Annotated in this window: 21 protein-coding genes and 1 pseudogene; 16 read left to right on the top strand and 6 right to left on the bottom strand. The window is 72.2% G+C overall.

All coding sequences use genetic code 11. From position 1 onward, the window contains the following. Positions 1–4: 4 nt before the first annotated feature. From LQ326_RS08620 to LQ326_RS08610, 3 genes are all read left to right on the top strand, one after another. Positions 5–850 carry an MBL fold metallo-hydrolase gene (locus LQ326_RS08620; RefSeq protein WP_234534303.1) on the top strand — a complete coding sequence of 282 codons (846 nt, stop codon included), beginning with the start codon at positions 5–7 and terminating at the stop codon, positions 848–850. 202 nt (positions 851–1,052) lie between these two features. Next, positions 1,053–1,505: a hypothetical protein gene (locus LQ326_RS08615; protein ID WP_234534301.1), complete on the top strand. Its 453-nt coding sequence runs from the start codon at positions 1,053–1,055 to the stop codon at positions 1,503–1,505. Positions 1,506–1,659: 154 nt separating this feature from the next. Beyond that, positions 1,660–2,634, top strand: a complete 975-nt coding sequence (locus LQ326_RS08610; RefSeq protein WP_234534299.1) for an SMP-30/gluconolactonase/LRE family protein — start codon at positions 1,660–1,662, stop codon at positions 2,632–2,634. Between the two features lie 51 nt (positions 2,635–2,685). Here the strand turns inward: LQ326_RS08610 and LQ326_RS08605 are convergent, their stop codons facing one another. Both LQ326_RS08605 and LQ326_RS08600 read right to left on the bottom strand, forming a co-directional pair. After that, complete coding sequence (locus LQ326_RS08605) at positions 2,686–6,060, bottom strand: pyruvate carboxylase (protein ID WP_234534297.1); 3,375 nt, start codon at positions 6,058–6,060, stop codon at positions 2,686–2,688. Positions 6,061–6,250: 190 nt separating this feature from the next. Next, positions 6,251–7,168, bottom strand: coding sequence for a hypothetical protein (locus LQ326_RS08600; RefSeq protein WP_234534295.1), 918 nt, complete (start codon positions 7,166–7,168; stop codon positions 6,251–6,253). A gap of 308 nt (positions 7,169–7,476) precedes the next feature. Here LQ326_RS08600 and LQ326_RS08595 point away from each other — a divergent pair. From LQ326_RS08595 to LQ326_RS08540, 12 genes and pseudogenes are all read left to right on the top strand, one after another. Beyond that, positions 7,477–7,720, top strand: a pseudogene (locus LQ326_RS08595) (serine hydrolase); the annotation flags it as partial. Positions 7,721–8,021: 301 nt separating this feature from the next. Then, positions 8,022–9,605 (top strand): sensor histidine kinase, encoded by a 1,584-nt coding sequence (locus LQ326_RS08590; RefSeq protein ID WP_234534293.1) that lies wholly within the window; start codon positions 8,022–8,024, stop codon positions 9,603–9,605. Next, on the top strand, positions 9,602–10,009 hold the full coding sequence (locus LQ326_RS08585) for a roadblock/LC7 domain-containing protein (protein ID WP_181807431.1): 408 nt from the start codon (positions 9,602–9,604) through the stop codon (positions 10,007–10,009). The genes LQ326_RS08590 and LQ326_RS08585 overlap by 4 nt, the downstream gene beginning before the upstream one ends. Further along, complete coding sequence (locus tag LQ326_RS08580) at positions 10,006–10,353, top strand: DUF742 domain-containing protein (RefSeq protein ID WP_234534291.1); 348 nt, start codon at positions 10,006–10,008, stop codon at positions 10,351–10,353. Before LQ326_RS08585 ends, LQ326_RS08580 begins: the two co-directional genes overlap by 4 nt. Beyond that, positions 10,334–10,960, top strand: coding sequence for a GTP-binding protein (locus LQ326_RS08575; protein WP_372496781.1), 627 nt, complete (start codon positions 10,334–10,336; stop codon positions 10,958–10,960). The genes LQ326_RS08580 and LQ326_RS08575 overlap by 20 nt, the downstream gene beginning before the upstream one ends. Further along, complete coding sequence (locus tag LQ326_RS08570) at positions 10,957–12,165, top strand: cytochrome P450 (protein ID WP_234534290.1); 1,209 nt, start codon at positions 10,957–10,959, stop codon at positions 12,163–12,165. The genes LQ326_RS08575 and LQ326_RS08570 overlap by 4 nt, the downstream gene beginning before the upstream one ends. 80 nt (positions 12,166–12,245) lie before the next feature. Continuing rightward, positions 12,246–13,472, top strand: a complete 1,227-nt coding sequence (locus LQ326_RS08565; protein ID WP_234534288.1) for a cytochrome P450 family protein — start codon at positions 12,246–12,248, stop codon at positions 13,470–13,472. Between the two features lie 314 nt (positions 13,473–13,786). Then, complete coding sequence (locus LQ326_RS08560; RefSeq protein ID WP_234534286.1) at positions 13,787–14,776, top strand: aldo/keto reductase; 990 nt, start codon at positions 13,787–13,789, stop codon at positions 14,774–14,776. Between the two features lie 109 nt (positions 14,777–14,885). Further along, entirely contained in the window at positions 14,886–16,058 is a 1,173-nt protein-coding gene (locus tag LQ326_RS08555) for a PP2C family protein-serine/threonine phosphatase (RefSeq protein WP_234534284.1), read from the top strand. Positions 16,059–16,426: 368 nt separating this feature from the next. Beyond that, the gene (locus tag LQ326_RS08550; RefSeq protein WP_234534282.1) at positions 16,427–18,568 is read left to right on the top strand and encodes a glycoside hydrolase family 9 protein; all 2,142 of its coding nucleotides are present in this window, start codon (positions 16,427–16,429) and stop codon (positions 18,566–18,568) included. 61 nt (positions 18,569–18,629) lie between these two features. Next, positions 18,630–18,962: a hypothetical protein gene (locus LQ326_RS08545; protein ID WP_234534897.1), complete on the top strand. Its 333-nt coding sequence runs from the start codon at positions 18,630–18,632 to the stop codon at positions 18,960–18,962. A 285-nt stretch (positions 18,963–19,247) separates the two neighbouring features. Continuing rightward, positions 19,248–20,033 (top strand): NPP1 family protein, encoded by a 786-nt coding sequence (locus LQ326_RS08540; protein ID WP_234534279.1) that lies wholly within the window; start codon positions 19,248–19,250, stop codon positions 20,031–20,033. Between the two features lies 1 nt (position 20,034). Here LQ326_RS08540 and LQ326_RS08535 read toward each other — a convergent pair whose 3' ends face one another. From LQ326_RS08535 to LQ326_RS08520, 4 genes are all read right to left on the bottom strand, one after another. Continuing rightward, complete coding sequence (locus LQ326_RS08535; protein ID WP_234534277.1) at positions 20,035–20,496, bottom strand: SRPBCC domain-containing protein; 462 nt, start codon at positions 20,494–20,496, stop codon at positions 20,035–20,037. A gap of 77 nt (positions 20,497–20,573) precedes the next feature. Continuing rightward, positions 20,574–21,389, bottom strand: a complete 816-nt coding sequence (locus LQ326_RS08530; protein ID WP_234534275.1) for an SAM-dependent methyltransferase — start codon at positions 21,387–21,389, stop codon at positions 20,574–20,576. A gap of 122 nt (positions 21,390–21,511) precedes the next feature. Continuing rightward, complete coding sequence (locus tag LQ326_RS08525) at positions 21,512–21,748, bottom strand: DUF397 domain-containing protein (protein ID WP_177233215.1); 237 nt, start codon at positions 21,746–21,748, stop codon at positions 21,512–21,514. A gap of 1 nt (position 21,749) precedes the next feature. Beyond that, the gene (locus LQ326_RS08520; protein ID WP_234534273.1) at positions 21,750–22,625 is read right to left on the bottom strand and encodes a Sco1979 family transcriptional regulator; all 876 of its coding nucleotides are present in this window, start codon (positions 22,623–22,625) and stop codon (positions 21,750–21,752) included. Between the two features lie 326 nt (positions 22,626–22,951). Here LQ326_RS08520 and LQ326_RS08515 point away from each other — a divergent pair, with 326 nt between their 5' ends. Beyond that, a complete protein-coding gene (locus LQ326_RS08515) occupies positions 22,952–23,629 on the top strand; it encodes an ATP-binding protein (RefSeq protein WP_234534271.1) in 678 nt (225 codons plus the stop codon). The last annotated feature ends 89 nt before the right edge of the window (positions 23,630–23,718 follow it).

The raw sequence follows: 23,718 nt of genomic DNA, 5'->3' as shown, positions 1-23,718 counted from the left end.
CACCATGCCTGCACACAGTCCGCTCGCCTACGACGTCTTCGTCGCCGACCCGATCGCGCAGAACGTCACCGACCTGGTCCCCAACGGGGACCGGCGGATGTTCTCGCCCCTGTCGGTCACTCTCGTCCATGGAGACCAGGACGCCGTCCTGGTCGACCCGCCACTGACCTCCGCCCAGGCCGAGGCGGTGGGGGACTGGGTCGAAGCCACCGGCAAGAACCTGACCCACATCTTCGCCACCCACGGTCACGGCGACCACTGGTTCACCGCGGGCGTCCTGGCGGAGCGTTTCGGCGCGCGGGTCGTCGCCTCCGCGGGCACCATCGCGGAGATGCACCGCAACGTCTCCCTCCGCCCGCACTTCTGGGACAAGCTCTTCCCCGGACAGATTCCGGACGCCCCCGTCACCGCCGTCACCGTGCCCGGCAACCGGCTCACCCTCGAAGGGCACGACCTGGTCATCGTGGAGGTGGGCCACAGCGACACCGACGAAACGAGCGTGCTGCACGTCCCCGACCTCGAACTCGTCGTGGCCGGAGACGTCATCTACAACGGCGTGCACCAGTACCTCGCCGAATCCCGGGACGGCGGCCGCGACGCCTGGCGCGAGGCCATCGCCGTCGTCGAAGGCCTGCGGCCGCGCCGGATCGTGACCGGCCACAAGAACAAGGAACTCGACGACGACGCCGCCCGCGCCGTCGCCGAGACCCGGCTCTACCTCGACACCACCGACGAACTCCTCGGCAAGCACGAAGACGCGCTCGGCTTCTTCCACGCCATGCTGGAACGCTTCCCCGAGCGCCTGAACCCGGGCGCGCTGTGGGGCGGAGCCGTCGCGCTGTACGCGTAGTCGCGCACCGGAACCGGCACGGCCGGACGCACCACCACCCGAGGACCGTCGCCCGACGGTGGTGGCGCCGCCGGCCCCGCCCGCCGGACACACCGGTCGGGGATTCACCCTTCTGGGCGGTGAATACGCCGCAAGTGGTACATCTCGCGGGACGGTCGTAGCGTCGAAGGGAACACGTACGGCGGAACGGGCGGGAGCGACCATGCGACCAGTGGTGGGAACGGCGATCGGACTCGGGGCGGCCCTGCTGCTCACGGCAGGTATGACGACGGCCTCCGCGACTCCGCCGGCACGGCCCCCGGCGCGGGCGCCGGCCCACCACCCGGTGCTCGTCGACTGCCTCTGGCACCAGCGGTTCAGGCCGACCGACTTCCTGCTGGCCTGCGGCGACGGCAACAGCATCCTCACCGGCATGCACTGGGCCAAGTGGAACGACAGCACGGCGGTCGCCCAGGGTGTGAACGTGGTGAACGACTGCAAGCCGTACTGCGCGGCCGGCACGTTCCACAAGTACCCGGTGACCGTACGGCTCGACCGCCCGGTGGCCTGGACGAAGCACCCGAACGTGCAGCACTTCACGCGCCTGAGCCTGACCTATTCCGGCGCAAGGCCCGAGGGATACACGCAGGTCATGAACTACCCCATGTGGAACTGAGCGGGGCCGTCACCCGGCTGCGCGGCATGCGGGCCCACGACGTGCGCCGGGCGGGCGACGTCGCGGCCGCGGCTGCCGCGGCCCGAGGACGGGGAAGCGTCATGTTGGTGTGACCGGTACGCCGGAGCCCTGCGCTCCCGTCGAAAGAGGTCACATGCCCCGATTCTCCCGCCGGTGCGCCGCCGCCCCGGCCGCGGTCGCGATCGGCCTGCTCGCGGCGGTTCCGGCCGCGAGCGACGACCCGGTCCTCGCCCGTCCCCACACCGTCGCCCATTTCGATCTCGCCCGGGGACAGACACCCGAGAGCGTCGTCGCCGAGCGGGGCGGCGCGGTCGACATCTCCTTCGCGTTCGCCCGGCAGGTCGTCAAGGTCACCCGGGAGCGCCGGGTCCGTGTCCTCGCCACCCTGCCCGACGAGAAGAGCCCCCGGACGCCCCTCGTGAGCAGCGCGGTCACGCACGGCCTGGTCCGCGCCCTCGACGGCACGCTGTACGTCACCTACGCCACCGGCACCGACAAGACCGGCGTCTGGCGCATCCCGGCCGGCGGCGGCACGCCCGAACAGATCGCCGAGCTGCCGGCGAACGGCCTGCCCAACGGTCTGGCCCTCGACGAGAGGCACGGCGTGCTGTACGCGGCCGACTCCGCACTGGGCACGGTGTGGCGCATCCCGCGGTCGGGTGCCGAGCCCACGGCCTGGGCCACCGGCCCCGCGCTCACCGGGCTCCCGTCGGCCACCGGCTTCGGCGCCAACGGGATCAAGGTCCACAAGGACGCGGTGTGGGTGACCAACACCGACCGGGGCACGCTGCTGCGCATCCCGGTCGGCGCGGACGGCTCGGCAGGGGCGGCCGAGACCAGGGCGACCGGTCTCGCCGGGGTGGACGACTTCGTCTTCCCCGGGCACTCGGACATCGTGCTGGCCGCGCTCCCCCAGTCCAACGAGGTCGCGCTGGTCGGCCCGGACGGCAGCCACAGTGATGTCCTGACGGTGCAGGAGGGGCTGTCCAACCCGACCGCGCTCGCGGTGAGCGGCCGTGACGTCTTCGTGGCGAACGCCGCCTACTTCACCCAGCGCGACCCGAACCTGGTGAAGGCGCGGCTGGGCACGCACTTCTCCCGTTCGTAAGCCGGGGAGGGCCGCCTCCGGCCGGCCCTCCCCCGCCCCAGGGGCCCGTGCTCAGGCGATCTCGACCAGCAGGTCGCCGCCCTCCACCTGCTGGATGCGGTTGATGGCGAGCCGGGAGATCCGGCCGGCCTTCGGGGCGGTGATGGTGGCCTCCATCTTCATGGCCTCGATCGTGGCCACCGTGGCGCCCGCCTCGACCTCCGCGCCCTCGGCCACCGCGAGGGTGACGACGCCGGCGAACGGGGCCGCGACGTGTCCGGGGTTGGCGCGGTCGGCCTTCTCGGTGGCCGGGATGTCCGAGGCCGCCGCCCGGTCACGGATCTGGATCGGCCGCAGCTGCCCGTTGAGGCTCGACATCACCGTGCGCATGCCCCGCTCGTCGGCCTCGCCGACGGCCTGGAGCTCGATGAGCAGCCGGACGCCGGGCTCCAGGTCGACCGAGTACTCCTTGCCCGGGCGCAGGCCGTAGAAGAAGTCCTTGCTGTCGAGGACGCTGGTGTCGCCGTACGTCTGGCGGTGGGTCTCGAACTCGCGGGTCGGCGCCGGGAACAGCAGCCGGTTCAGGGTCGAGCGGGGCTCCTTGGCCAGGCCCTCGCGGTCCTCGGCGGTCAGCTCGGGTGCCGGCTTGGCGGGGGCGCGGCCCCGCAGGGCCTTGGTGCGGAACGGCTCGGGCCAGCCGCCGGGCGGGGTGCCCAGCTCGCCGCGCAGGAAGCCGATGACGGAGTCCGGGATGTCGAACCTGTCGGGGGTGGCCTCGAAGTCCTCCGGCGCCACCCCGGCGCCCACCAGGTGCAGGGCGAGGTCGCCGACCACCTTGGAGGACGGGGTGACCTTGACCAGCCGGCCGAGGATGCGGTCGGCGGCCTCGTACATCGCCTCGATGTCCTCGAAACGGTCGCCGAGACCGAGCGCGACGGCCTGGGTGCGCAGGTTGGAGAGCTGGCCGCCCGGGATCTCGTGGTGGTAGACCCGGCCGGTCGGTGAGGCGAGACCCGCCTCGAAGGGGGCGTAGACCCTGCGGACGCTCTCCCAGTACGGCTCCAGGTCCTCGATCGCCCGCAGGTCGAGCCCGGTGGGACGCTCCGAGTAGTCGGTCGCGGCCACGATCGCCGACAGCGAGGGCTGCGAGGTCGTACCGGCCATGGAGGCCACCGCGCCGTCCACCGCGTCCGCGCCCGCCTGGATCGCGGCGAGGTAGGTGGCCAGCTGGCCGCCCGCGGTGTCGTGGGTGTGCAGGTGGACCGGGAGGTCGAACTCCCGGCGCAGGGCCGAGACCAGCTTCGCGGCGGCCGGGGCGCGCAGCAGGCCCGCCATGTCCTTGACGGCGAGGATGTGCGCGCCGGCCTCGACGATCTGCTCGGCGAGCCGGAGGTAGTAGTCGAGGGTGTAGAGCCGCTCGCCGGGGTTGGACAGGTCGGCCGTGTAGCAGAGGGCCACCTCGGCGATCGCGGTGCCCGTCTCCCGTACGGCCTGGATGGCGGGGCGCATCTGGCCGACGTCGTTGAGGGCGTCGAAGATGCGGAAGATGTCGATGCCGGTGGCGGCGGCCTCCTGGACGAAGGCGTCGGTCACCTCGGTCGGGTACGGGGTGTAGCCGACGGTGTTGCGGCCGCGCAGCAGCATCTGCAGGCAGATGTTGGGGACGGCCTCGCGCAGGGCGGCCAGCCGCTCCCAGGGGTCCTCGGCGAGGAAGCGGAGCGCCACGTCGTAGGTGGCGCCGCCCCAGCACTCGAGGGAGAGCAGTTCGGGCAGGGTGCGGGCGACGACCGGGGCGACGGCGAGGAGGTCCTTGGTGCGCACGCGGGTGGCGAGCAGGGACTGGTGGGCGTCGCGGAAGGTGGTGTCCGTGATGCCGAGGGCGGGCGACTCGCGCAGCCAGCGCGCGAAGCCCTCCGGGCCGGCCTCGACCAGCCGCTGCCGGGATCCGGCGGGGATCTCGCCGGCCGGCAGCGGGGGCAGCTTGGTGGTCGACTCGATCAGGTGGGGACGCTCGCCGTGCGGCTTGTTGACGGTGACGTCGGCGAGGTAGGTGAGCAGCTTGGTGCCGCGGTCGGCGGAGGAGCGGGCGGTGAGCAGGTGCGGGCGCTGCTCGATGAACGAGGTGGTGATCCGGCCGGCCCGGAAGTCCGGGTCGTCCAGGACGGCCTGGAGGAAGGGGATGTTGGTGGCGACACCGCGGATGCGGAACTCGGCGACGGCACGCCGGGCGCGGCCGATGGCGGCCCTGAAGTCCCGGCCCCGGCAGGTGAGCTTGACCAGCATGGAGTCGAAGTGCGCGCTGATCTCGGTGCCGGCGTGGGTGGTGCCGCCGTCGAGCCGGATGCCGGAGCCGCCCGGGGACCGGTAGGCGCTGATGCGGCCGGTGTCGGGCCGGAAACCGTTGGCGGGGTCCTCGGTGGTGATACGGCACTGCAGGGCCGCGCCGTGCAGCTTCACCGTCTCCTGGGAGAGCCCGAGGTCGGCGAGGGTCTCGCCGGCGGCGATGCGCATCTGGGCCTGGACCAGGTCGACGTCGGTGACCTCCTCGGTGACCGTGTGCTCGACCTGGATGCGGGGGTTCATCTCGATGAAGACGTGGTTGCCGTCGCGGTCGAGGAGGAACTCGACGGTGCCTGCGTTGCGGTAGCCGATCTCGCGGGCGAAGCGGACGGCGTCGGCACAGATGCGGTCGCGCAGTTCCGGGTCGAGGTTGGGTGCGGGGGCCAGCTCGATGACCTTCTGGTGGCGGCGCTGGAGCGAGCAGTCCCGCTCGAAGAGGTGGATGACGTTGCCCTCGCCGTCGGCGAGGATCTGCACCTCGATGTGGCGCGGGTCGATGACGGCCTTCTCCAGGAAGACCGTCGGGTCGCCGAACGCGGAGGCCGCCTCGCGGGAGGCCTGCTCGATGGACTCGCGCAGCGCGGCCGGATCCTCGACGCGGCGCATGCCGCGACCGCCGCCGCCCGCGACGGCCTTCACGAACACCGGGAAGCCGATCTCGTCGGCGGCGCGGACCAGTTCGTCGATGTCGTTGGAGGGCGCGGAGGAGCCGAGGACCGGCACGCCGGCTGCGCGGGCGGCGGCCACCGCACGGGCCTTGTTGCCCGTCAGCTCCAGCGTCTGGGCGCTCGGCCCGACGAACGTGATGCCCGCCTCCTCGCAGGCGCGGGCGAGTTCCGGGTTCTCGGAGAGGAACCCGTAACCGGGGTAGACGGCGTCGGCCCCGGCCCGCCGGGCCGCGCCCACGATCTCCTCGACGGAGAGGTAGGCGCGCACCGGATGTCCTGGCTCCCCGATCTCGTAGGCCTCGTCGGCCTTCAGCCGGTGCAGCGAGTTGCGGTCCTCGTAGGGGAACACGGCGACCGTGCGCGCTCCCAGCTCATAGCCCGCGCGAAAAGCGCGGATGGCGATCTCTCCACGGTTGGCGACCAGCACCTTGCGGAACATCCCTGGATCCCTTCAGCCTGCCGGCGACGAACACCATGGTGTCAGCCGCGCCCGTCCTCATGGGGTGTCCGGCGGATCATGTCGGCGTCGCGGGCCGGCCGCGTTGTCGTCACTCGCCGGCTCCCCCTGCGCCTCGCGACCGCACGCACCAGGCCCCGCCCCGGCGGACACCCCCTGGCTCGCCGCAACATTAGGGGTTGCCCGAACCGGCTGAAGTGCGAAAACCATCACATTGACGTTGTTGAGCAGTTCGGCGGGCGGGCCGCGTGACATAGGGGGTTTGGGGGAAGGCGGGAGGGTCGGGGAGGTGGGGGGAGGGTACGGGCCGGCGCGGTGGGCCCGGGCGGGGTGCCGGCGGTCCCGAGCGGGATGGGGCCGGGGTGATGCCGAGGCGTTCGGCGAGGCGGGTGGCCGGCGACAGGCGGCGGCCGTGCAACAGGCCGAGGACGCACGCCGCGCCCACGGCGATCAGGTGCTCGCGGCCGGCGAGGTTCGGTACGGCGAGGGACTCCCACACCATCGAGCCGCCGGTGAGAGCGAAGACGACGGGGGCGCGCCGGACCACCGCCAGGTAGGTGAACAGTCCCACCACCGCGGCGGACGGCCCCGTGTCGAGGATACGGCCGGCCTCCGGCGGCAGGCCGAAACCCCACCAGCCGGGGCCCAGCGCGACCATCACCCGGGCGGTCATGGTGCCGGCGAGGGTGGTCAGGTACGCGATGGCGAGGGTACGGCCGCGGCCGAGGGTGAGTTCGGCGAGCGCGAAGGCGACGAAGAGCTGGGTGATGCCCGCCCAGACCGGCAGGTCGAGCGCCGGGACGTACAGCGACACCGGGGTGCGCGACAGGGAGAGCCACAGCGGGAGGTCGGCGGTGACACCGCCGAGGTGCCACACCAGCCGCCTGCCCAAGGGGTGCTGGGCGACGGCGTGGAAGAAGATGACGCCGAACGCGGCGACGAACGCGAGCACGAGCCCGGACAGTCCGCGCCGCACCAGCTGCCGTAACGGCTCCACGACGATGGCCTGCCATTCGTCGCGCAGCGTGCGCCGCACCAGGCGGACCGCCTCCGCGACCACCCGGCTCCAGTCGCCTTTCATGAAAGGCATCGCCCCCCTCGACACCGTCCCCGTCATCGGCCTGCGCCCTCCAAGAGGTTCTCCGTCCCCGGGCCGTTCCACGCGTCATCGTAGAGACGTTTGGATCATTTGCGATGATGCGGGAGCTATGGTCGGCCGGATATCAGCGTCGGATTTGTCACCCGCTTCCGGCTGAACCCGCACGCCCGCTGTCGCGTCCCCTTTCCGCGTCGTACCGGTGGAGGAGCAGTCATGCGGACGTATTCAGCCGGGTCGTGCACTACGACGAGGGCGGCATCGACAGGGCGGGCGGTGCTCCGGTCACCGGAGAGCCCGGGAATCTCACCGCCGGAATGACCGTCGCCGAGTTGTGCGGTGCGGCGGTCTCGCACAGCGACAACACCGCGGCGAACCTGTTGCTGGAGCAACTGGGCGGCCCGGCGGCGGCTCACCGGCCGGCTGCTCGCCGGCACCACCGGCGGGGAACGGGTCCGCGCCGGGCTCCCCGGCGACTGGACGGTGGGCGACAAGACCGGAACGGGCGGGTACGGCACCGCCGACGATGTGGTGGTCGCGTGGCCCCCGCGCGTCCCTGGTCGTCGCCGTCCTCTCCACCCGCGCCGACGCCGCCGAGGCCGACTCCCCGCTGGTCGGCGCGGCCGCCGCGATCGTGGCGGACACCTTCGAGCACGGTGGCACACAAGGCCGCGCACAGCCTGGGCACAGCAAGCCACCTTGCGCACAGCCGGTTTTCGGCAATGAGACCGGAACTGTTCTGTTTAGATCACAACCTCTCGTATAGTGACGCCCAGTTCAGCACCGAGCGTCACAACTCCTTCACTGGAAACCCATCCCTACCTGCTCCGAGGACCAGACCGGACCGATGACCGCGCCCACGCACCCCGGCGAACGACCTGCCCCCCGTACGCTCGTTCCGACCTTCGCGCTGACCGCCGTGGTGTCGGCCCTCGTCGTCGTCGCCGCGGTGACCGCCGCGCCGGCCTCGGTGCGCGCGCCCCTCGCCCTCGGCGCGAGCGCGGCGGCGCTGCTGCTCTGCGCGGCGGTGACCTGGGCCGTGCACGCGGCGCGGGCCGCGCGCGGCGCCCGGCGCCGGCTGGAGGCGGTGAGCCAGGACATCGGGCGGCTGCTCCAGCAGCAGGCCCGGACCACCGAGGAGGCGCGCCAGGAGCAGCAACGGCTGATCGACGAACTGGCGCAGCAGCGCAGCGAGTTCGCCGAGTCCTTCGAGCAGGAGCGAACCCGGAACCAGCAGGACGTCGGCAAGGAACTGGACTGGTACCGGCAGGAGAACGACCGGCTCACCGCCGAACTGGAGCGTGCCCTGCGGGAACGGGCCGTCGCGATCGCCGCCGCCGGCAACGCGGCCGGCCGGATGCAGGCCCTCGCCACCGCCACCCTCGCCGACCTGCGGGCCATGGAGGACCGGCACACCGGCGAGGACATCCTCGCCGACCTGCTGCACCTCGACCACCGCACCGCGCAGGCGGGCCGGCTCGCCGACTCCATCGCCGTCCTCACCGGGGCGCGTTCCGGCCGCCGCTGGGCGCGGCCGATCAGCATGGAGTCGATCCTGCGCGGCGCGATGGGGCGCATCAGCGGCTACCGCCGGGTGCGGGTGCACTCGGTGAGCGAGATCGCCGTCGCCGGGCACGCCGCCGAGGGGGTCATGCACGCGCTGGCCGAACTCCTCGACAACGCGGCCAACTTCTCGCCGCCCACCGCCGAGGTCCATGTGTACGTGGAGGAGGTGCCGGCCGGGGTCATCGTGTCCGTGGAGGACAGCGGGCTGGTGATGGGCGATGTGCAGCTGCGCCGCGCCGAACGGGCGGTCGCCGGCGACATCACCGAGCTGGGCGGTCTCACCGGCACCCGGCTCGGGCTCGCGGTGGTGGGCCGCCTCTCCCGCAAGTACGGCCTGAAGGTGTCGTTCCGGCCGTCGGCGCGCGGCGGCACGGGGGTGCTGATGCTGGTCCCGCAGGACCTGCTGACCCGCCCGGTCACCGACGAACCCGAACCCGCCGAGGAGACGGAGCCGGCCGAGCCGGTGCCGGTCGCGGCGGATCCCCCGCCGGTGCACGAGTCCGCCGCGTCCGACTCTGCCGAGGAGTTCGAGGAAGGGCCCACCGGGCTGCCCAGGCGCCGCCGTGGCCGGACCCTCGCCGAGGCCGAGCGCCGGTCGGCGCCGCCGCCCGCGGAGCCGCGTCCCGCGCCCCGCGGTGCGGATGCCCAGCTCCGTGCCGCCCGTTTCAACAGCTTCCGGCAGGCCGTCCGCCCGCCGGCGCCCGACTCCGCCGAAACGTCCGCCGAGGCATACGGCGCGCCCGGCGAAGCCGCTCCGCATGCCCCCGTCCCCGCGCACGACCCGGTCCCCGCGCCTCACCCGGAGTCCGGCTCGGAGCTCACGTCCCACCCGCACGCGTACCCGGAAGGCGACCCCACTTCATGACCGGCAGGACCACCGCCGACGACAAGCTCACCTGGCTCATCGAGGGTCTCCTGGAGCGCACCCCCGGCGCGCGGCACGCCCTCGTGCTCTCCCGCGACGGCCTGAAGCTCTGCCGTACCCCGGAGCTCTCCGTCGACCAGGCCGACCAGCTCGCGGCGATCGCCGCCGGCATCCAGTCACTGTCACACGGGGCGTCCGTCGAGTTCGGCGACGGCAGCGGCGGCGTGCGGTCGGCGATGACCGAGTTCTACGGGGGCGTGCTGTTCATCGTGGAGGCCGGCGAGGGCGCCCATCTGGCCGTGGTGACCAGCGAGGACGCCGACCCCGGGCTGATCGGGCACAACATGAGCGAACTCGTCGAGCAGCTCGGCGAACACTTGACCGCGCAGCCCCGCACGTCATGAGCCGGCCCGGCAGGGACGACGCACCCGACCGTCTGTACACCATCACCGGCGGCCGCAGCGGCACCGGGTCCGACAGCCCCTTCGACCTGGTCACCCTGGTCGTCGCGGAGTCGGAGCCGGTTCCCGGCATGCAGTCGGAGCACGCGGCGATCCTGCGCCTGGCCAAGTTCCCGACCTCGGTCGTGGAGATCGCCGCGGAGCTGAAGCTGCCGGTGAGCATCACCAAGGTCCTGCTGTGCGACCTGCAGGCGGCCGGCCGGGTCAGCGCCCGCCACCCGTACCGGCCGGCCATCACCGACCCCGACATCCTGGAGCAGGTGCTCGTTGGACTCCGCAACCTCTGACGCGCGCACCCCGTTGGGTGCCTCCGCCGACCACGGATTCAAGATCGTGGTCGTGGGCGGCTTCGGCGTCGGCAAGACCACGCTGGTCCGCTCGGTCAGCGAGATACGTCCCCTCAACACCGAGGAGACGATGACCCAGGCCGGCGAGGCGGTCGACGACATCCGAGAGGTGAGCGGCAAGACCGCCACCACCGTCGCCTTCGACTTCGGCCGGATCACGCTGGACGCCCGCAATGTGCTGTACCTGTTCGGGGCACCGGGCCAGGAGCGGTTCTGGTTCCTGTGGGACCGGCTGTTCTCCGGCACCCTCGGCGCGGTCGTGCTCGTCGACACCCGTCGGATCGGCGACTCCTGGTACGCCATCGACCGGCTGGAGAAGCACGGCACCCCGTTCATCGTGGCCTGCAACCACTTCGGCGGCCCGGTGCACCCGCCCGAGGACGTCCGGCACGCCCTCGACCTGGACCCGCACGTCCCGCTGGTCAGCTGCGACGCCCGCTCCCGGGAGTCCGGCAAGCAGGTGCTGATCACACTCGTCCAGCACGTCAAGAACCGGTACGCCGACCGCTCGGCACCGGCGGACCTGCCCCGACAGGAGTTCGTGTGACCCCCGACGCCGTACCGCTCGGCGGCCCCCGGTTCCAGACCGAACCGGCGCGACTGTACCGCGAGATGCGGCGCGACCACGGCGCCGTCACCCCCGTCGTGCTCGACGGGGACGTGCCCGCCTGGCTGGTGGTCGGCTACCGCGAGCTGCACCAGGTGACCGGGGACCCGGTGCTGTTCAGCCGGGACTCGGACCTGTGGAACCAGTGGGACCTGATCCCCGACGACTGGCCGCTGCTGCCGATGATCGGCCGCAAGCAGCCGTCGATCCTCTACACCGTCGGCGAGCGGCACCGCGAGCGGGCCGGGATGATCAGCGACGCGCTGGAGGCCGTCGACCCGTTCGAACTGCGCGGCCACGCCGAGCGGTTCGCGGACGAGCTGATCGACGTACTGTGCACCAGCGGCGAGGCGGACCTGATCGGCCAGTACGCGATGCTGCTGCCGGTGCGGGTGCTCGCCCGGCTGTACGGCTTCGCCGACGACGAGGGCCCCGGCCTGGTCACCGCCCTCAACGACATGATCGACGGCCGGGAGCGGGCCCTCGCCGGGCAGACCCATCTGGCGATGTCCATGGCCCAGTTGCTGGCCGACCGGAAGGCGAACCCCGCCCACGACGTGGTCTCGCGGATGCTCCAGGACAAGAGCGGGTTCACCGACGAAGAGATCATGCAGGACCTGATGGTCATGATGGCGGCCGGGCACCAGCCGACCGCCGACTGGATCGGCAACTCGCTGCGCCTGATGCTCACCGACGACCGGTTCGCCGCCTCCCTGTTCGGGGGCCGCAACAGTGTCGCCGAGGCGATGAACGAGGTGCTGTGGGAGGACACCCCCAGCCAGAACATCGCCGGCCGCTGGGCCTCCCGCGACACCCAGCTGGGCGGCCGCCGGATCCGCGCCGGTGACCTGCTGATCCTCGGCCTCCAGGGCGCCAACTCCGATCCGCAGGTGCGCACCGACGCCTCCGCGCTGACCGGCGGCAACAACGCGCACTTCTCCTTCGGGCACGGCGAGCACCGCTGCCCGTTCCCCGCCCAGGAGGTCGCCGAGGTGATCGCCCGGACCGCCATCGAGGTCGTCCTCGACCGGCTCCCGGACATCGACCTCGCGGTGCCCGCCGAGTCCCTCACCCGCCGGCCCTCGCCGTGGCTGCGGGGGCTGAGCGAACTGCCCGTCAGGTTCACGCCCGTACCCGCCCTCTGATCCGCACCTCCCCCTCGAGAGACAGGCGCAGCACACCGAACGGCGAAGTTACCCGACCCTGCCCTGGGAGACACGTCACGATGACGACCGGTACCGGACAAGCACGGATCGCCCTCGACCCCTTCGTCACCGACCTCGACGGCGAGAGCGCGCGACTGCGCGCCGCCGGTCCGCTCGCCGCCGTGGAACTGCCCGGCGGGGTGCCGGTCTGGGCCGTCACGCACCATGCCGAGGCCAAGGCGCTGCTCACCGACCCACGGCTGGTCAAGGACATCAACGTGTGGGGTGCCTGGCAGCGCGGGGAGATCGCGCCGGACTGGCCGCTGATCGGCCTCGCCAACCCCGGCCGTTCGATGCTGACCGTGGACGGTGCCGACCACCGCAGGATGCGCGCCCTGGTCGCGCAGGCCCTCACTCCGCGCCGGGTGGAGCAGCTGCGCGAGCGGGTCGAGAAGCTCACCCAGGACCTGCTCGACGCGCTCCCCGAGGACGCGGAGAGCATCGACCTCAAGGCGGCGTTCGCCTACCCGCTGCCGATGTACGTGGTCGCCGACCTGATGGGCATCGACAAGGCCGAACTGCCCCGCCTCAAAACACTGTTCGAGAAGTTCTTCTCGACCCAGACCCCGCCCGCCGAGGTCATCGCGACCCTGACCGAACTGGCGGGGATCATGGCGGCGACGGTCGCCGCCAAGCGGGCCGAGCCCGGCGACGACCTCACCAGCGCGCTGATCCTGGCCTCCGAGGACGGCGACCACCTCACCGACGAGGAGATCGTCTCCACCCTCCAGCTGATGGTGGCGGCCGGGCACGAGACGACGATCTCCCTGATCGTCAACGCCGTGGTCAATCTCTCCACCCACCCCGACCAGCGGGCCAGGGTCCTCTCCGGCGACGTGGACTGGTCGGCCGTGGTCGAGGAGACCCTGCGCTGGTCGACCCCGACCTCGCACGTCCTGATCCGGTTCGCCACCGAGGACGTGCCGGTGGGCGACCAGGTGCTCCCGGCGGGCGACGCGCTGATCGTGTCGTACGCCGCGCTCGGCCGCGACGAGAACGCGCACGGGCCGAGCGCCGGGGAGTTCGACATCACCCGGGAGTCGCCGAACCGGCACATCGCCTTCGGGCACGGCCCGCACGTCTGCCCGGGTGCGGCGCTCTCCCGCCTGGAGGCCGGCGTGGCGCTGCCCGCGCTCTACGGCCGCTTCCCCCGCCTGGACCTCGCGGTGCCGGCCTCCGAGCTGCGCAACAAGCCGGTGGTCACCCAGAACGACCTGTTCGAGCTGCCGGTCCGGCTCAACCCCTGACGGGAGTTCACCGGGTACGGCCTGGCTCCCGCGCCGGCCACGACCTGGGGATCTCCCCGGTGCCGGCCGCGCGGCGGGCCCCGGCGCAGCGGCCGGGGCCGGAGAGGCGCGGAGTCGTCCCCTGGCGCGGCACGGTCCGCCAGGGGTACGCCGCGGGCGCGGGCTGCGGGTACGCCGCCCGTGTACCCGGCCGGGGGGGGGCCGGGTGTACCGGATCGGCGGTGCCCGTTTGACTTCGAGTGCTCTTCAGGTCGTAGCGTCCATGAGGAAAGCGAGTCAGCGGAAAGCAAGTCAGTGGGAAAGGCTGGAGTCACATGCGACAGCGCAATCTGGGGGATCTGTCGGTTTCCGCCATCGGCCTCGGCTGCATGGGCATGTCCGCCTTCTACGGCACCGCCGACCAGGACGAGAGTGTGCGGACCATCCACCGCGCGCGGGAACTGGGCGTCACCTTCCTGGACACCGCGCAGCTCTACGGGCCGCTCACCAACGAGATCCTCGTCGGCGAGGCGATCCGGGGGCACCGGGACGAGTACGTGATCGCCACCAAGTTCAACTACCGCATGGACCACGCCGTGCCGGGCGACATGAGCAGCATCGGCCCGCAGGACGGCTCGGCCGAGCATGTCCGCAGCTCGGTGCACGGCTCACTGGAGCGCCTGGGCACCGACCGCATCGACCTGTACTACCAGCATCGCGTCGACCCGAACGTGCCGATCGAGGAGACCGTGGGCGCCCTGGCCGAGCTGGTCGCCGAAGGCAAGGTCCGGCACATCGGGCTGAGCGAGGCGAGCGCCGAGACGATCCGGCGGGCCCACGCGGTGCACCCGGTCGCGGCCGTGCAGAGCGAGTACTCGCTGTGGACCCGGGACCCGGAGGACGAGGTGCTGCCCGCCTGCCGGGAGCTGGGCATCGGGTTCGTCCCCTACTCGCCGCTGGGCCGCGGCTTCCTCGCCGGCCGGTTCTCCTCCCCCGACGACCTCGACACCGGCGACTGGCGCCGCACCGGCCCCCGCTTCACCGGCGACAACCTGGACGCGAACCTGCGGCTCGCCGCCAAGGTGAAGGAGATCGCCGCCGAGAAGGGCGTGCCCCCGGCGCAGCTGGCTCTGGCCTGGGTGCTGGCGCAGGGCGACGGCATCGTCCCGATCCCGGGCACCAAGCGCGTCGGCTACCTGGAGCAGAACGCGGCCGCCGTCGACGTCGAGCTGACCAAGGAGGACCTGGCCCGGATCGAGGCCGAGGTGCCCCGGGCGGCGGGCGAGCGCTACGACGAGGCCGGGATGCGTTCCGTGAACCTCTAGCGCGCCTCCAGCACCTGCCTCGGGCACGGGCCTTCGGGGAGGCGGGTACGTCCGGGGAGCCGGCCGGCTCGCGGTGGCCGGTCCCCCGGCGGCGGCGCACGCCGGTGGCATGGGCAGGCTGCTGAGCTGTACGACGGGGCTGCGGCGGTCGCGGCAGCCGTCGCACGCGCTGCTGCTGCTCCCGATCGCCCTCATCGTGGTGATCACGGTGGCGGCCATCCGGTCGCCTCCCGACGTCCACCTGGCTTCCGCCCTGGTCATCGCGCCCGCGCTCACCCCGTCGTTCGCCGGCCCCCGTACCACCGCGCTGGTCGGCGCGCTCGCGGTGGCCTCCGAGGTGGTGATCGGCGAGTTCCGCGGCGGACTGATCAACATGAACCGCATCGTGCAGATCGTCACCCTCGCGCTGCTCTCGGTGATCGTGGTGGTCTACAGCGCGGTCCGCGAGCGGCACCGGGCCCAGCTGGCCCAGGTGCGCACGGTCGCCGAGGCCACGCAGCACGTCCTGATGTGGCCGTTGCCGGAGCGCCTCGGGCCGCTGCTGATCGCCTCGCTGTACCTGGCCGCCGAGGACGAGGCGCAGATCGGCGGTGACTTCTACGCGGCGACCCGCTGCGAGGGCGGGGTCCGGGTACTGATCGGCGACGTGCGGGGCAAGGGGCTGTCCGCGATCGGCGAGGCGGCGCTGCTGCTCGGCGCCTTCCGGGAGTCCGCCCACCGGCACGTCACCCTGCCGGCCCTCGCCTGCGCCCTGGAGCAGAGCGTGCACCGGTACGCGGCGGACTTCGAGACCCCGGAGGAGCCGGGCGAGCGGTTCGCCACCGCCCTGCTGATCGACATCCCCGACGAGGACCCGGTCACCCGGATGACCAGCAGCGGCCATCCGCCGCCGCTGCTGCTGAGCTCGGGACACGCGGTGACGGTGCCGAGCCTGCACCCCTCGCCGCCGCTGGGCGTGCCCGGGGCGGGCGGCGCCGAGCACACCCTGGACGTGTTCTCGTTCGAGCCCGGCGACACGCTGCTGCTCTACACCGACGGTGTCATCGAGGCCCGGGACGCCCAGGGCCGCTTCTACCCGCTGACCGAGAGGGTCGCGCAGTGGACCGACGCCGCGCCGGAGGTGCTGATGCACCACATCCGGCGCGACCTGCTGGCGCATGCGGGCGGCCGCCTCGGCGACGACGCGGCCCTGATCGCCCTGCACCGCGCGCCGGCCGTGCGCCACCGTCACCACCACGGCGTCCTCGGCCACGGCACCGGGCGCGGCTCCGTGCGGGCGTAGGGCCTGTTGCGGAGGTGCCGTCTGCCGCGCAACGGCCGGCACGCACGCTCGCCGCACCGGACGCCGCGCCCCCCAGGACGGTCTGAGCAGGCTGGTAGACCCGCGCTTCGAGATGTTCGACCACTTCGTTCTCGGCACCTTCAGCGGCGAGGAGTGAGCGGCGCCGCACCAGGCCCCGGCGCTGTTCGCCCCTGAGTCGGTCGACTGCGCCCGGTGGGCGGTCGCCGCGGCCGCGGCGAACAGGCGCGGGGCGGGCGGCACGGCGTTGCCTGCGCTCCTATCGGTTGACTGACGGTCATGCCCATGCCACCCTCACAATGGGAGCGCTCCCATGACCGACCCACCCGTCCATCCCCCAGGAGCCGCTCATGCCCGCCTGCACGTCGTTACGCCTCCTCAACAGGCCCCTCACCGCCGCCCTGCTGACTGGTTCGCTCCTCCTCGGCGGCTTCCTCGCCTTCCCGGCGGCCGCCGCGGGGACCACAGCCGTACGCGTCAACCAGGTCGGCTACCTGCCCGACGGCCCCAAACAGGCGACGGTCGTCACCACGGCCGCGCAGTCCCTCACCTGGCAGTTGAGCAACGCCTCCGGCACGGTGGTCGCCTCCGGCTCCACGGTCCCGCGCGGCGCGGACACCCCCTCCGGCCAGTCGGTGCAGGTCGCGGACTTCTCGTCGTACCAGGGGACGGGCTCGGGATACGTCCTGACGGTGGACGGCAGCTCCAGCGACCCGTTCGACATCCGCGCCGACCTCTACGACGGGCTTCGCTCCGACGCGATGGCGTTCTTCTACCACCAGCGCAGCGGCATCGCCATCGACGCCTCCCTGGTGGGCTCCGCCTACGCCCGCCCGGCCGGCCACCTCGGGGTCTCGCCGAACATGGGCGACACCTCCGTCCCCTGCCAGTCCGGGGTGTGCGACTACACCCAGGACGTCCGGGGCGGCTGGTACGACGCGGGCGACCAGGGCAAGTACGTGGTCAACGGCGGCATCTCCACCTGGCTGGTCGTCAACTCCTTCGAGCGGGCCGCGCGCGCCGGCACGGACGCGGCGCTGGGCGACTCGACGCTGCGCGTCCCCGAGCGCGGCAACGGTGTCCCTGACGTGCTGGACGAGGCGCGCTGGGAACTGGAGTTCCTGATGCGGATGCAGGTGCCCGAGGGCAAGCCGTACGCGGGCATGGCCTTCCACAAGATCCATGACGCGGCCTGGACCGGCATCCCGACCCGCCCCGACCAGGACGCCCAGCCCCGTGAGCTGCACCGCCCCTCCACCGCGGCCACCCTCAACCTCGCGGCCACCGCCGCCCAGTGCGCCCGCGTCTTCCGCCCCTACGACTCGGCGTTCGCCGACCGTTGCCTGACGGCCGCCCGCCGGGCCTGGACGGCGGCGCAGGCCAACCCCGCGATGTACGCGCCGGACTCGGACAGCACGGGCGGCGGGGCGTACGGCGACAGCCAGGTCACCGACGAGTTCTACTGGGCGGCCGCGGAGCTGTACGCGACGACCGGCGAGAGCACCTACCGGGACGCGGTCACCTCCTCGCCCTGGCACACCTCCGCAAGCGCCTTCACCCCCTACGGCTTCGGCTGGGCGGAGACGGCCGCGCTCGGCCGGCTCACCCTGGCCACCGTTCCCAACGGGCTGCCCGCCTCCGACCTCGCCCGCATCCGCTCCTCGGTGGTCTCGGCCGCCGACGGCTACCTGTCCACGATGGCCGGACAGGGCTACGCCGTGCCCATCCCTTCGGACGGCTACTTCTGGGGCTCCAACAGCGAGGCCGCCGACAACGCGGTCGTCATGGCCGTCGCGGGTGAGCTGACCGGTGCCGCGCGCTACCGCGCCGGCGTGCTGGAGACGATGGACTACCTGCTCGGCCGCAACGCCATCGGCCAGTCGTACGTCACCGGCTACGGCGAGAAGTCCTCGCACAACCAGCATCACCGCTTCTGGGCGCATCAGCTGGACTCCTCTCTGCCCAACCCGCCGGCGGGCGCGCTCGCGGGCGGTCCCGACAGCGCCCTGCAGGATCCGGTGGCGCAGGAGAAGCTCGCCGGCTGCGCCCCCGCCGCCTGCTACATCGACGACATCGGCTCCTACTCCACCAACGAGGTGGCGATCAACTGGAACGCCCCGCTGGCCTGGCTCGCCGCCTACGCCGCCGAGCGGACGTCCACCGGCGGACAGCCCACGGCGTCCTGCGCGGTGACGTACAAAGTGGACAACGCCTGGAGTGACGGCTTCACCGCGACCGTGACCGTCAAGAACACGGGTACGTCCGCGGTGGGCGGATGGCAGCTGACCTGGAGCTACCCGGGCGGCCAGCGCGTCACCAGCGCCTGGAACGCGACCGTCACCCAGAGCGGCGCCGACGTCGTCGCCCGCAACGCCGACTGGAACGGGACGCTCGCGCCCGGAGCCACGGCGAGCTTCGGGGTCCAGGGCTCGCTCACCGGCAGCAACCCCTCCCCGACCGCCTTCGCCCTCAACGGGGGCGCCTGCGGCTGACCGGCGCGGCGACACGACCCGCCGCGCCTCCGGGGTGTCGGCGCGTCCGCCGCGGCGGGCCGTGGCCGTCGACGACCGGGAGCTGTGCCTGGTCGCGGTCAGGGAGGAGTCGGGACGCCGGGGTGTGAGTAGCTCCGGCGCCCTCGGCTCCAACGTGGCCGGCCTGCCCGAGAGCCCCTCCAGCGCGCCGACGCCCCGTGAGTCCAGCACCACGGCGATCGGTCGACGGACAGCGCCGTACGTCCACGTCCACGTCCAGCAGGATCCGATCTCCACCACCCCGGACCACCCCTACACCCGAGCGCTGACACGGCACCCTGATCCGTTCACCCGTCGCCACCTCGGCCGTGCCGTCCGGCCGGCTGATCAGCACCGCGCGCCCGGGCCGGGGTGAGCGCAACGTGACCGAAGTCGGCGGTGGTGTCGGCGGCGGCCCGGGTGCCGGTGTCGTCGGCGTGCAGCGCGCGGGGCCGCGAGATCGTCGGCCCCCGGCGAGCGCCGGCGGCCCGCGCGGCAACCGCCGCCTCCGTGCGACTCACAGCAGCTCAACAGCTGCTGTCAGCACAGGAGTTGAATGAGCTGTTCAATTGTCTTTGGGTCAAAGTTAAGTCGTAAGGGTGGTCTCCCGCGGGAACCGGCTGCCAGACTCCGCATCGCCTTTCACCGACAGGGAGTCGACATGTCCGACCTGCAGTCCCCCACCCGCAGACGGCCGTTGCGCAAAGCCCTCGCCGCGGCACTCGGCGCGCTCGCACTGGTCGTCGCCGTGCCGGCCACCGCGCACGCCGACGTCCTGACGCTGCTGCCGCAGAACGCCGACGGCCTGGAGCAGACGTTCTCCCCTGCCTACGACTACGACGGCGACGGCTGCTACGCCACCGCGGCCATCGGCGCCGACGGCACCATCAACCCCGGTCTGGGGCTCGGCGGTGACGTCAACGGCCACTGCCACGACTACGCGCAGCTCGCCAACGCCAACACCTACTCCCGGGAGAAGTGCAACAACGGCTGGTGCGCGGTGATGTACGCCAGCTACTTCGAGAAGGACCAGGCGACGTACGGGCCGCTGGCCATCGGGCACCGGCACGACTGGGAACACGTCATCGTGTGGATCCAGGACAACCAGGTGCAGTACGTGTCGGTGTCCCAGCACAGCAGCTACCAGGTGGCGGCCGCCTCGGCGATCCGGTTCGACGGCACCCACCCGAAGATCGTGTACCACAAGGACGGCCTGTCCACGCACGACTTCCGCTTCGCCAACTCCAACGACGACCCGCCGGAGAACGTGACCGGCGGCTGGTTCTACCCGCGCCTGGTGGGCTGGGACGGCTACCCGGCCGGCTACCGCGACAAGCTGATGAACGCGGACTTCGGCGAGGCCACCATCAAGATCAAGGACGGCTCGTTCGACGCCAACCTGTCGTACTCCATGCCGTCCGGGATCTCGTTCGACCCGAACGCCTGAGTCAGGCGGGGCCCTCGACCAGCCGGGCCAGGTTGTCGAGGGCCATCCGGGTGCCCAGTTCGTTGTCCTCGGGGCGGATGCCTTCGGGGAGGTCCTCGTGCAGGACCTCGACATCCGTGGCGCCGTCCGCCCCGGTGAGCGTGGTCGTCATCGTCATGGTGCCGCGCGCGGTGTCGTCGCCGGTCTCGAAGTCGATGACCTCGACGACGAGCCGGTTCTCCACGAGCCGGGCGAAGTGGCCCCGGTAGGTGTCGGTGTGCCCGCCGGACTTCCCCGCGCGGCCCGGGTCGTCGTAGTCCAGTGACACCCGGAACTCGCCGCCCTCCCGGGCGTCGAAGGCGAGCACCCGGGCGGTCATGCCGTCCGGGGCCCGCCAGGCGGCGACCGCCTCCGGGTCGAGCAGAGCCCGGTAGACGGTGGCCGGGGGCGCCTGTACCCGTCTGGTGACACGCGTGGTGTACATGGCTTGGACAGTACCCGCGCGGCGACCGTGCCGGGGCCGGGAAGGTGAACCGGACCCCGGCACGGAGCCAGGAGATGTCACGGCTTGCGGGCGACCGCTCCGTACATCGCGATGTCCTCGTCGCGGATGCCCTGCTCGCCGCTGCCGTCCGGGTGCCACTTGTGGACCTGGACGATGCCCGGCTCGACCAGCTCCAGGCCCTCGAAGAACTCGTGGGCCTCGTCGATGGTGCGCAGCCGCATCGGCATGTTGCGGGCCGCGTACTCGCGGGCGACCCGGCCCACCTCCTCGGGCGCGAACTCGGCGGTGCCGATGGACATCGCCAGGTAGCTGCCCGGGGGCAGCGGTTCGAGCAGCCGCCGTACGACACCGACGGCGTCGTCCTCGTCGAGCATGAAGTGCACGATGGCGATCACCGTGAGCGCCACCGGCTTGCCGAGGTCGAGGGTCTCGCGCAGTTCGGGGGCGTCGAGGATGGCCGCCGGGTCGCGGAAGTCCGCCTCGATGTACGCCGTGCGGCCCTCGGGCGTGCTGGAGAGCAGGCCCTGGGACAGGGTGAGGACGATGGGGTCGTTGTCCACGTAGACCACCCGGGAGTCCGGGGACACCGCCTGGGCTATCTCGTGAAGGTTCGGCGAGGTGGGGATGCCGGTCCCGACGTCCAGGAACTGGCGCATCCCCGCCTCCTCGGCGAGCCAGCGCACGGCGCGGTTCATCCAGTCGCGGTTGGCGCGCATGTGGATCGGGAGCGCGGGCCACTCCCGCGACATCGCGTCACCCGCCTCCTGGTCGGCGGGGTAGTAGTCCTTGCCGCCCAGGATGTAGTCGTAGATCCGCGCGGAGTGCGCGTTCTCGGTGTCGATGCGGTCGGCCGGCCATCCGTTGTCGGGCAACGCCGTGTCTCCCATTCAGGTGAGGGGGGATGCGGGGTGTTCGGGGTCTGCGGGTGGTGCGTCAGCTGTGCGGGGTTGATTGAACGATCAGCCATACCAAGGAAGTTCCGGAAACACACCGGTCACATCAGGAAGTCGGCGTCACCCGCCTTCACACCGGACAGGAAACTCGTCATCTCACGGGGTGTGAAGACCAGCGCCGGACCATCGGGATCGGTCGACTGACGTACCGCGACCCGGCCGTCGGCGAGCTTCTTCACTTCGACGCAGGCGCCGCCGGCGTCGTCGCTCCACGGCTTGGACCAGCCGCGCGCGCCGAGTTGCCGGGACGGGATGCCGTTGCGTATGGGGTGGTGCACGTCAGAGCTCCTTGCGAATCGCACCGAGGACGGCCTCGGTCTTTCTGGCGGGCGCCGCCTGGGCGCCCAGCCGGTCCAGGGCCTCGCGATAGACCACGACATCGGCGCTCTTGTCCAGGTAGACAGCGCCCACCAGGCCGTTGAGATAGACGATGTCGGGCAGTTCGCGAGCCCGGAACCGGAAGAGGTGGTACGCGCCCGCGCGCATGGCGGGGTGCGGGCCGTTGGCGAACGGCATGATCTGCAAGGTGACGTTGGGCAGCCGGTTGACCTCGATGAGGTGGTCGATCTGGGAGCGCATGACCCCGGTACCGCCGACCGGCCAGCGCAGCACGGTCTCGTCCATCACGACCCACAGCCGCGGCGGTGCCTGCCGGGTGATCAGCTCCTGGCGGCGCATGCGCAGCGCCACCATGCGCTCGGTCGCCTCGCTGGGCGCGTGCGGGTTGCCGGCGCCGAGCAGGGCGGTGGCGTACTGGCGGGTCTGCAACAAGCCGTGCACGAACTGGTTCTCGTACGCGCGGATCTGCAACGCGGCCTGTTCCAGGCTGAGATACGCGGCGAACCAGTCCGGCATCACGTCCCGGTAGGTGTGCCACCAGCCGCGCTTGTTGGCCTCGCGCACCGACTGCAGGAAGGTGTCGATCTCCTGGCGGTCCGTCACGCCGTAGACCTGCAGGAGCTTCTCGGCGTCGGCCAGCCGGAGCCGGGCCACCTTGGCGGCCTCCATCCGGCGGATCGTGGAGTGGCTGACCCCGATGGCGGCGGCCGCCTGCTCGAAGGTCAGACCGGCCCTGGTCCGCATCTCCTCCAGCTGTCTGCCGAGGATCATGCGCAGGACGGACGGGGCTCCGCCCCAGTCGGTCTCCGAGGTCACGCCCTACCCCCTCGTGCCAGGTTTCAGGCTCACCGTCTCATGTACTCGTGATCGTGCACGGACTCGTTCGATCACTTCTTGTCGGGAGCAGCATGCACTTCGCTTCTTGCAATTTTCAACTTGCTGGTTGCGAGGCGCTGTTGGCAGATGCCAGAGTGGACCTACTGCTCCGGCCGACCAAGGAGCAGGCGAAGCAGTCCAGTCGGGGGAGACTGAGCTGCGGCCCGGCGCCGTCCAGGTACGGGTTGTCGTCTGCCCCCGCGTGGCCGGGGCGGACGCGACCGCTCAGCTCTCACGCTGCGAAGCCGGACGAAAGGCGCACGGCGATGGCCCCGCCCTCTCTCCCCCAGCCGCTCGACCGACTGCCCGAGGACCACATAACCGGCCTGCCCCGGCCGGCCCTGGCGGCCGCCGCCGAGGGCCCGCACCGCCCGTCCGACGCGACGGGCGTCCCCACACCACCCGGAGGCGAACGCCTCGGCCGACTCCCTGGGCCGCAAGGCCTCGGCCGGTTCGCCTCCGGGGACCGTCCCGCCCCGCTCAGCCGGGCCTTCGACCTGGCGCCGACACCGCGCGCGGTGGGCAACGCCCGCCGAAGCGTGGGCGAGCTGCTCGGCATGTGGGGCGTGTCCGAGGAGGCCCGCGACAACGCGGTCCTGGTGACCTCGGAACTGGTCACCAACGCGATCGTGCACTCGGCCGGCCGGCGGATCGTCTGCCGGGTGCACGCCGACGCCGACCGGATCCGCATCGAGGTCGAGGACCAGAACGGGAGCATCATCGCGCTCCCGGCGCCCCGGCGGGCCAGACCCGACGAGCAGAACGGGCGCGGCCTGTTCCTCGTCGACGCGCTCAGTCTCGACTGGGGCGTCGCGTCCGCGCCGGAGGGACGGCCCTCCTCCCGCGTCGTCTGGGCCGAGCTGTCGACGGCTCCCGACGCACCGCTCACCACCCCCCACACCGCAGGAGACCCCTCTGCCCATGGACCGTCCCCCCACTCCTGACCGTCCCGCCGCCGACCCGTCCTGGACCCGCACCCGCCCCAAGCCCGGCCCGGAACAACCCCACACCGCTCCGGCCGGGGGCTGACCCG

The sequence above is a fragment of the Streptomyces shenzhenensis genome (assembly GCF_021462265.1).
In the GTDB taxonomy this organism is placed as follows: Bacteria; Actinomycetota; Actinomycetes; order Streptomycetales; family Streptomycetaceae; genus Streptomyces; species Streptomyces shenzhenensis.
Note: the sequence above shows the minus strand (reverse complement) of the source record. Positions and strands in the feature narration are given on the sequence as shown.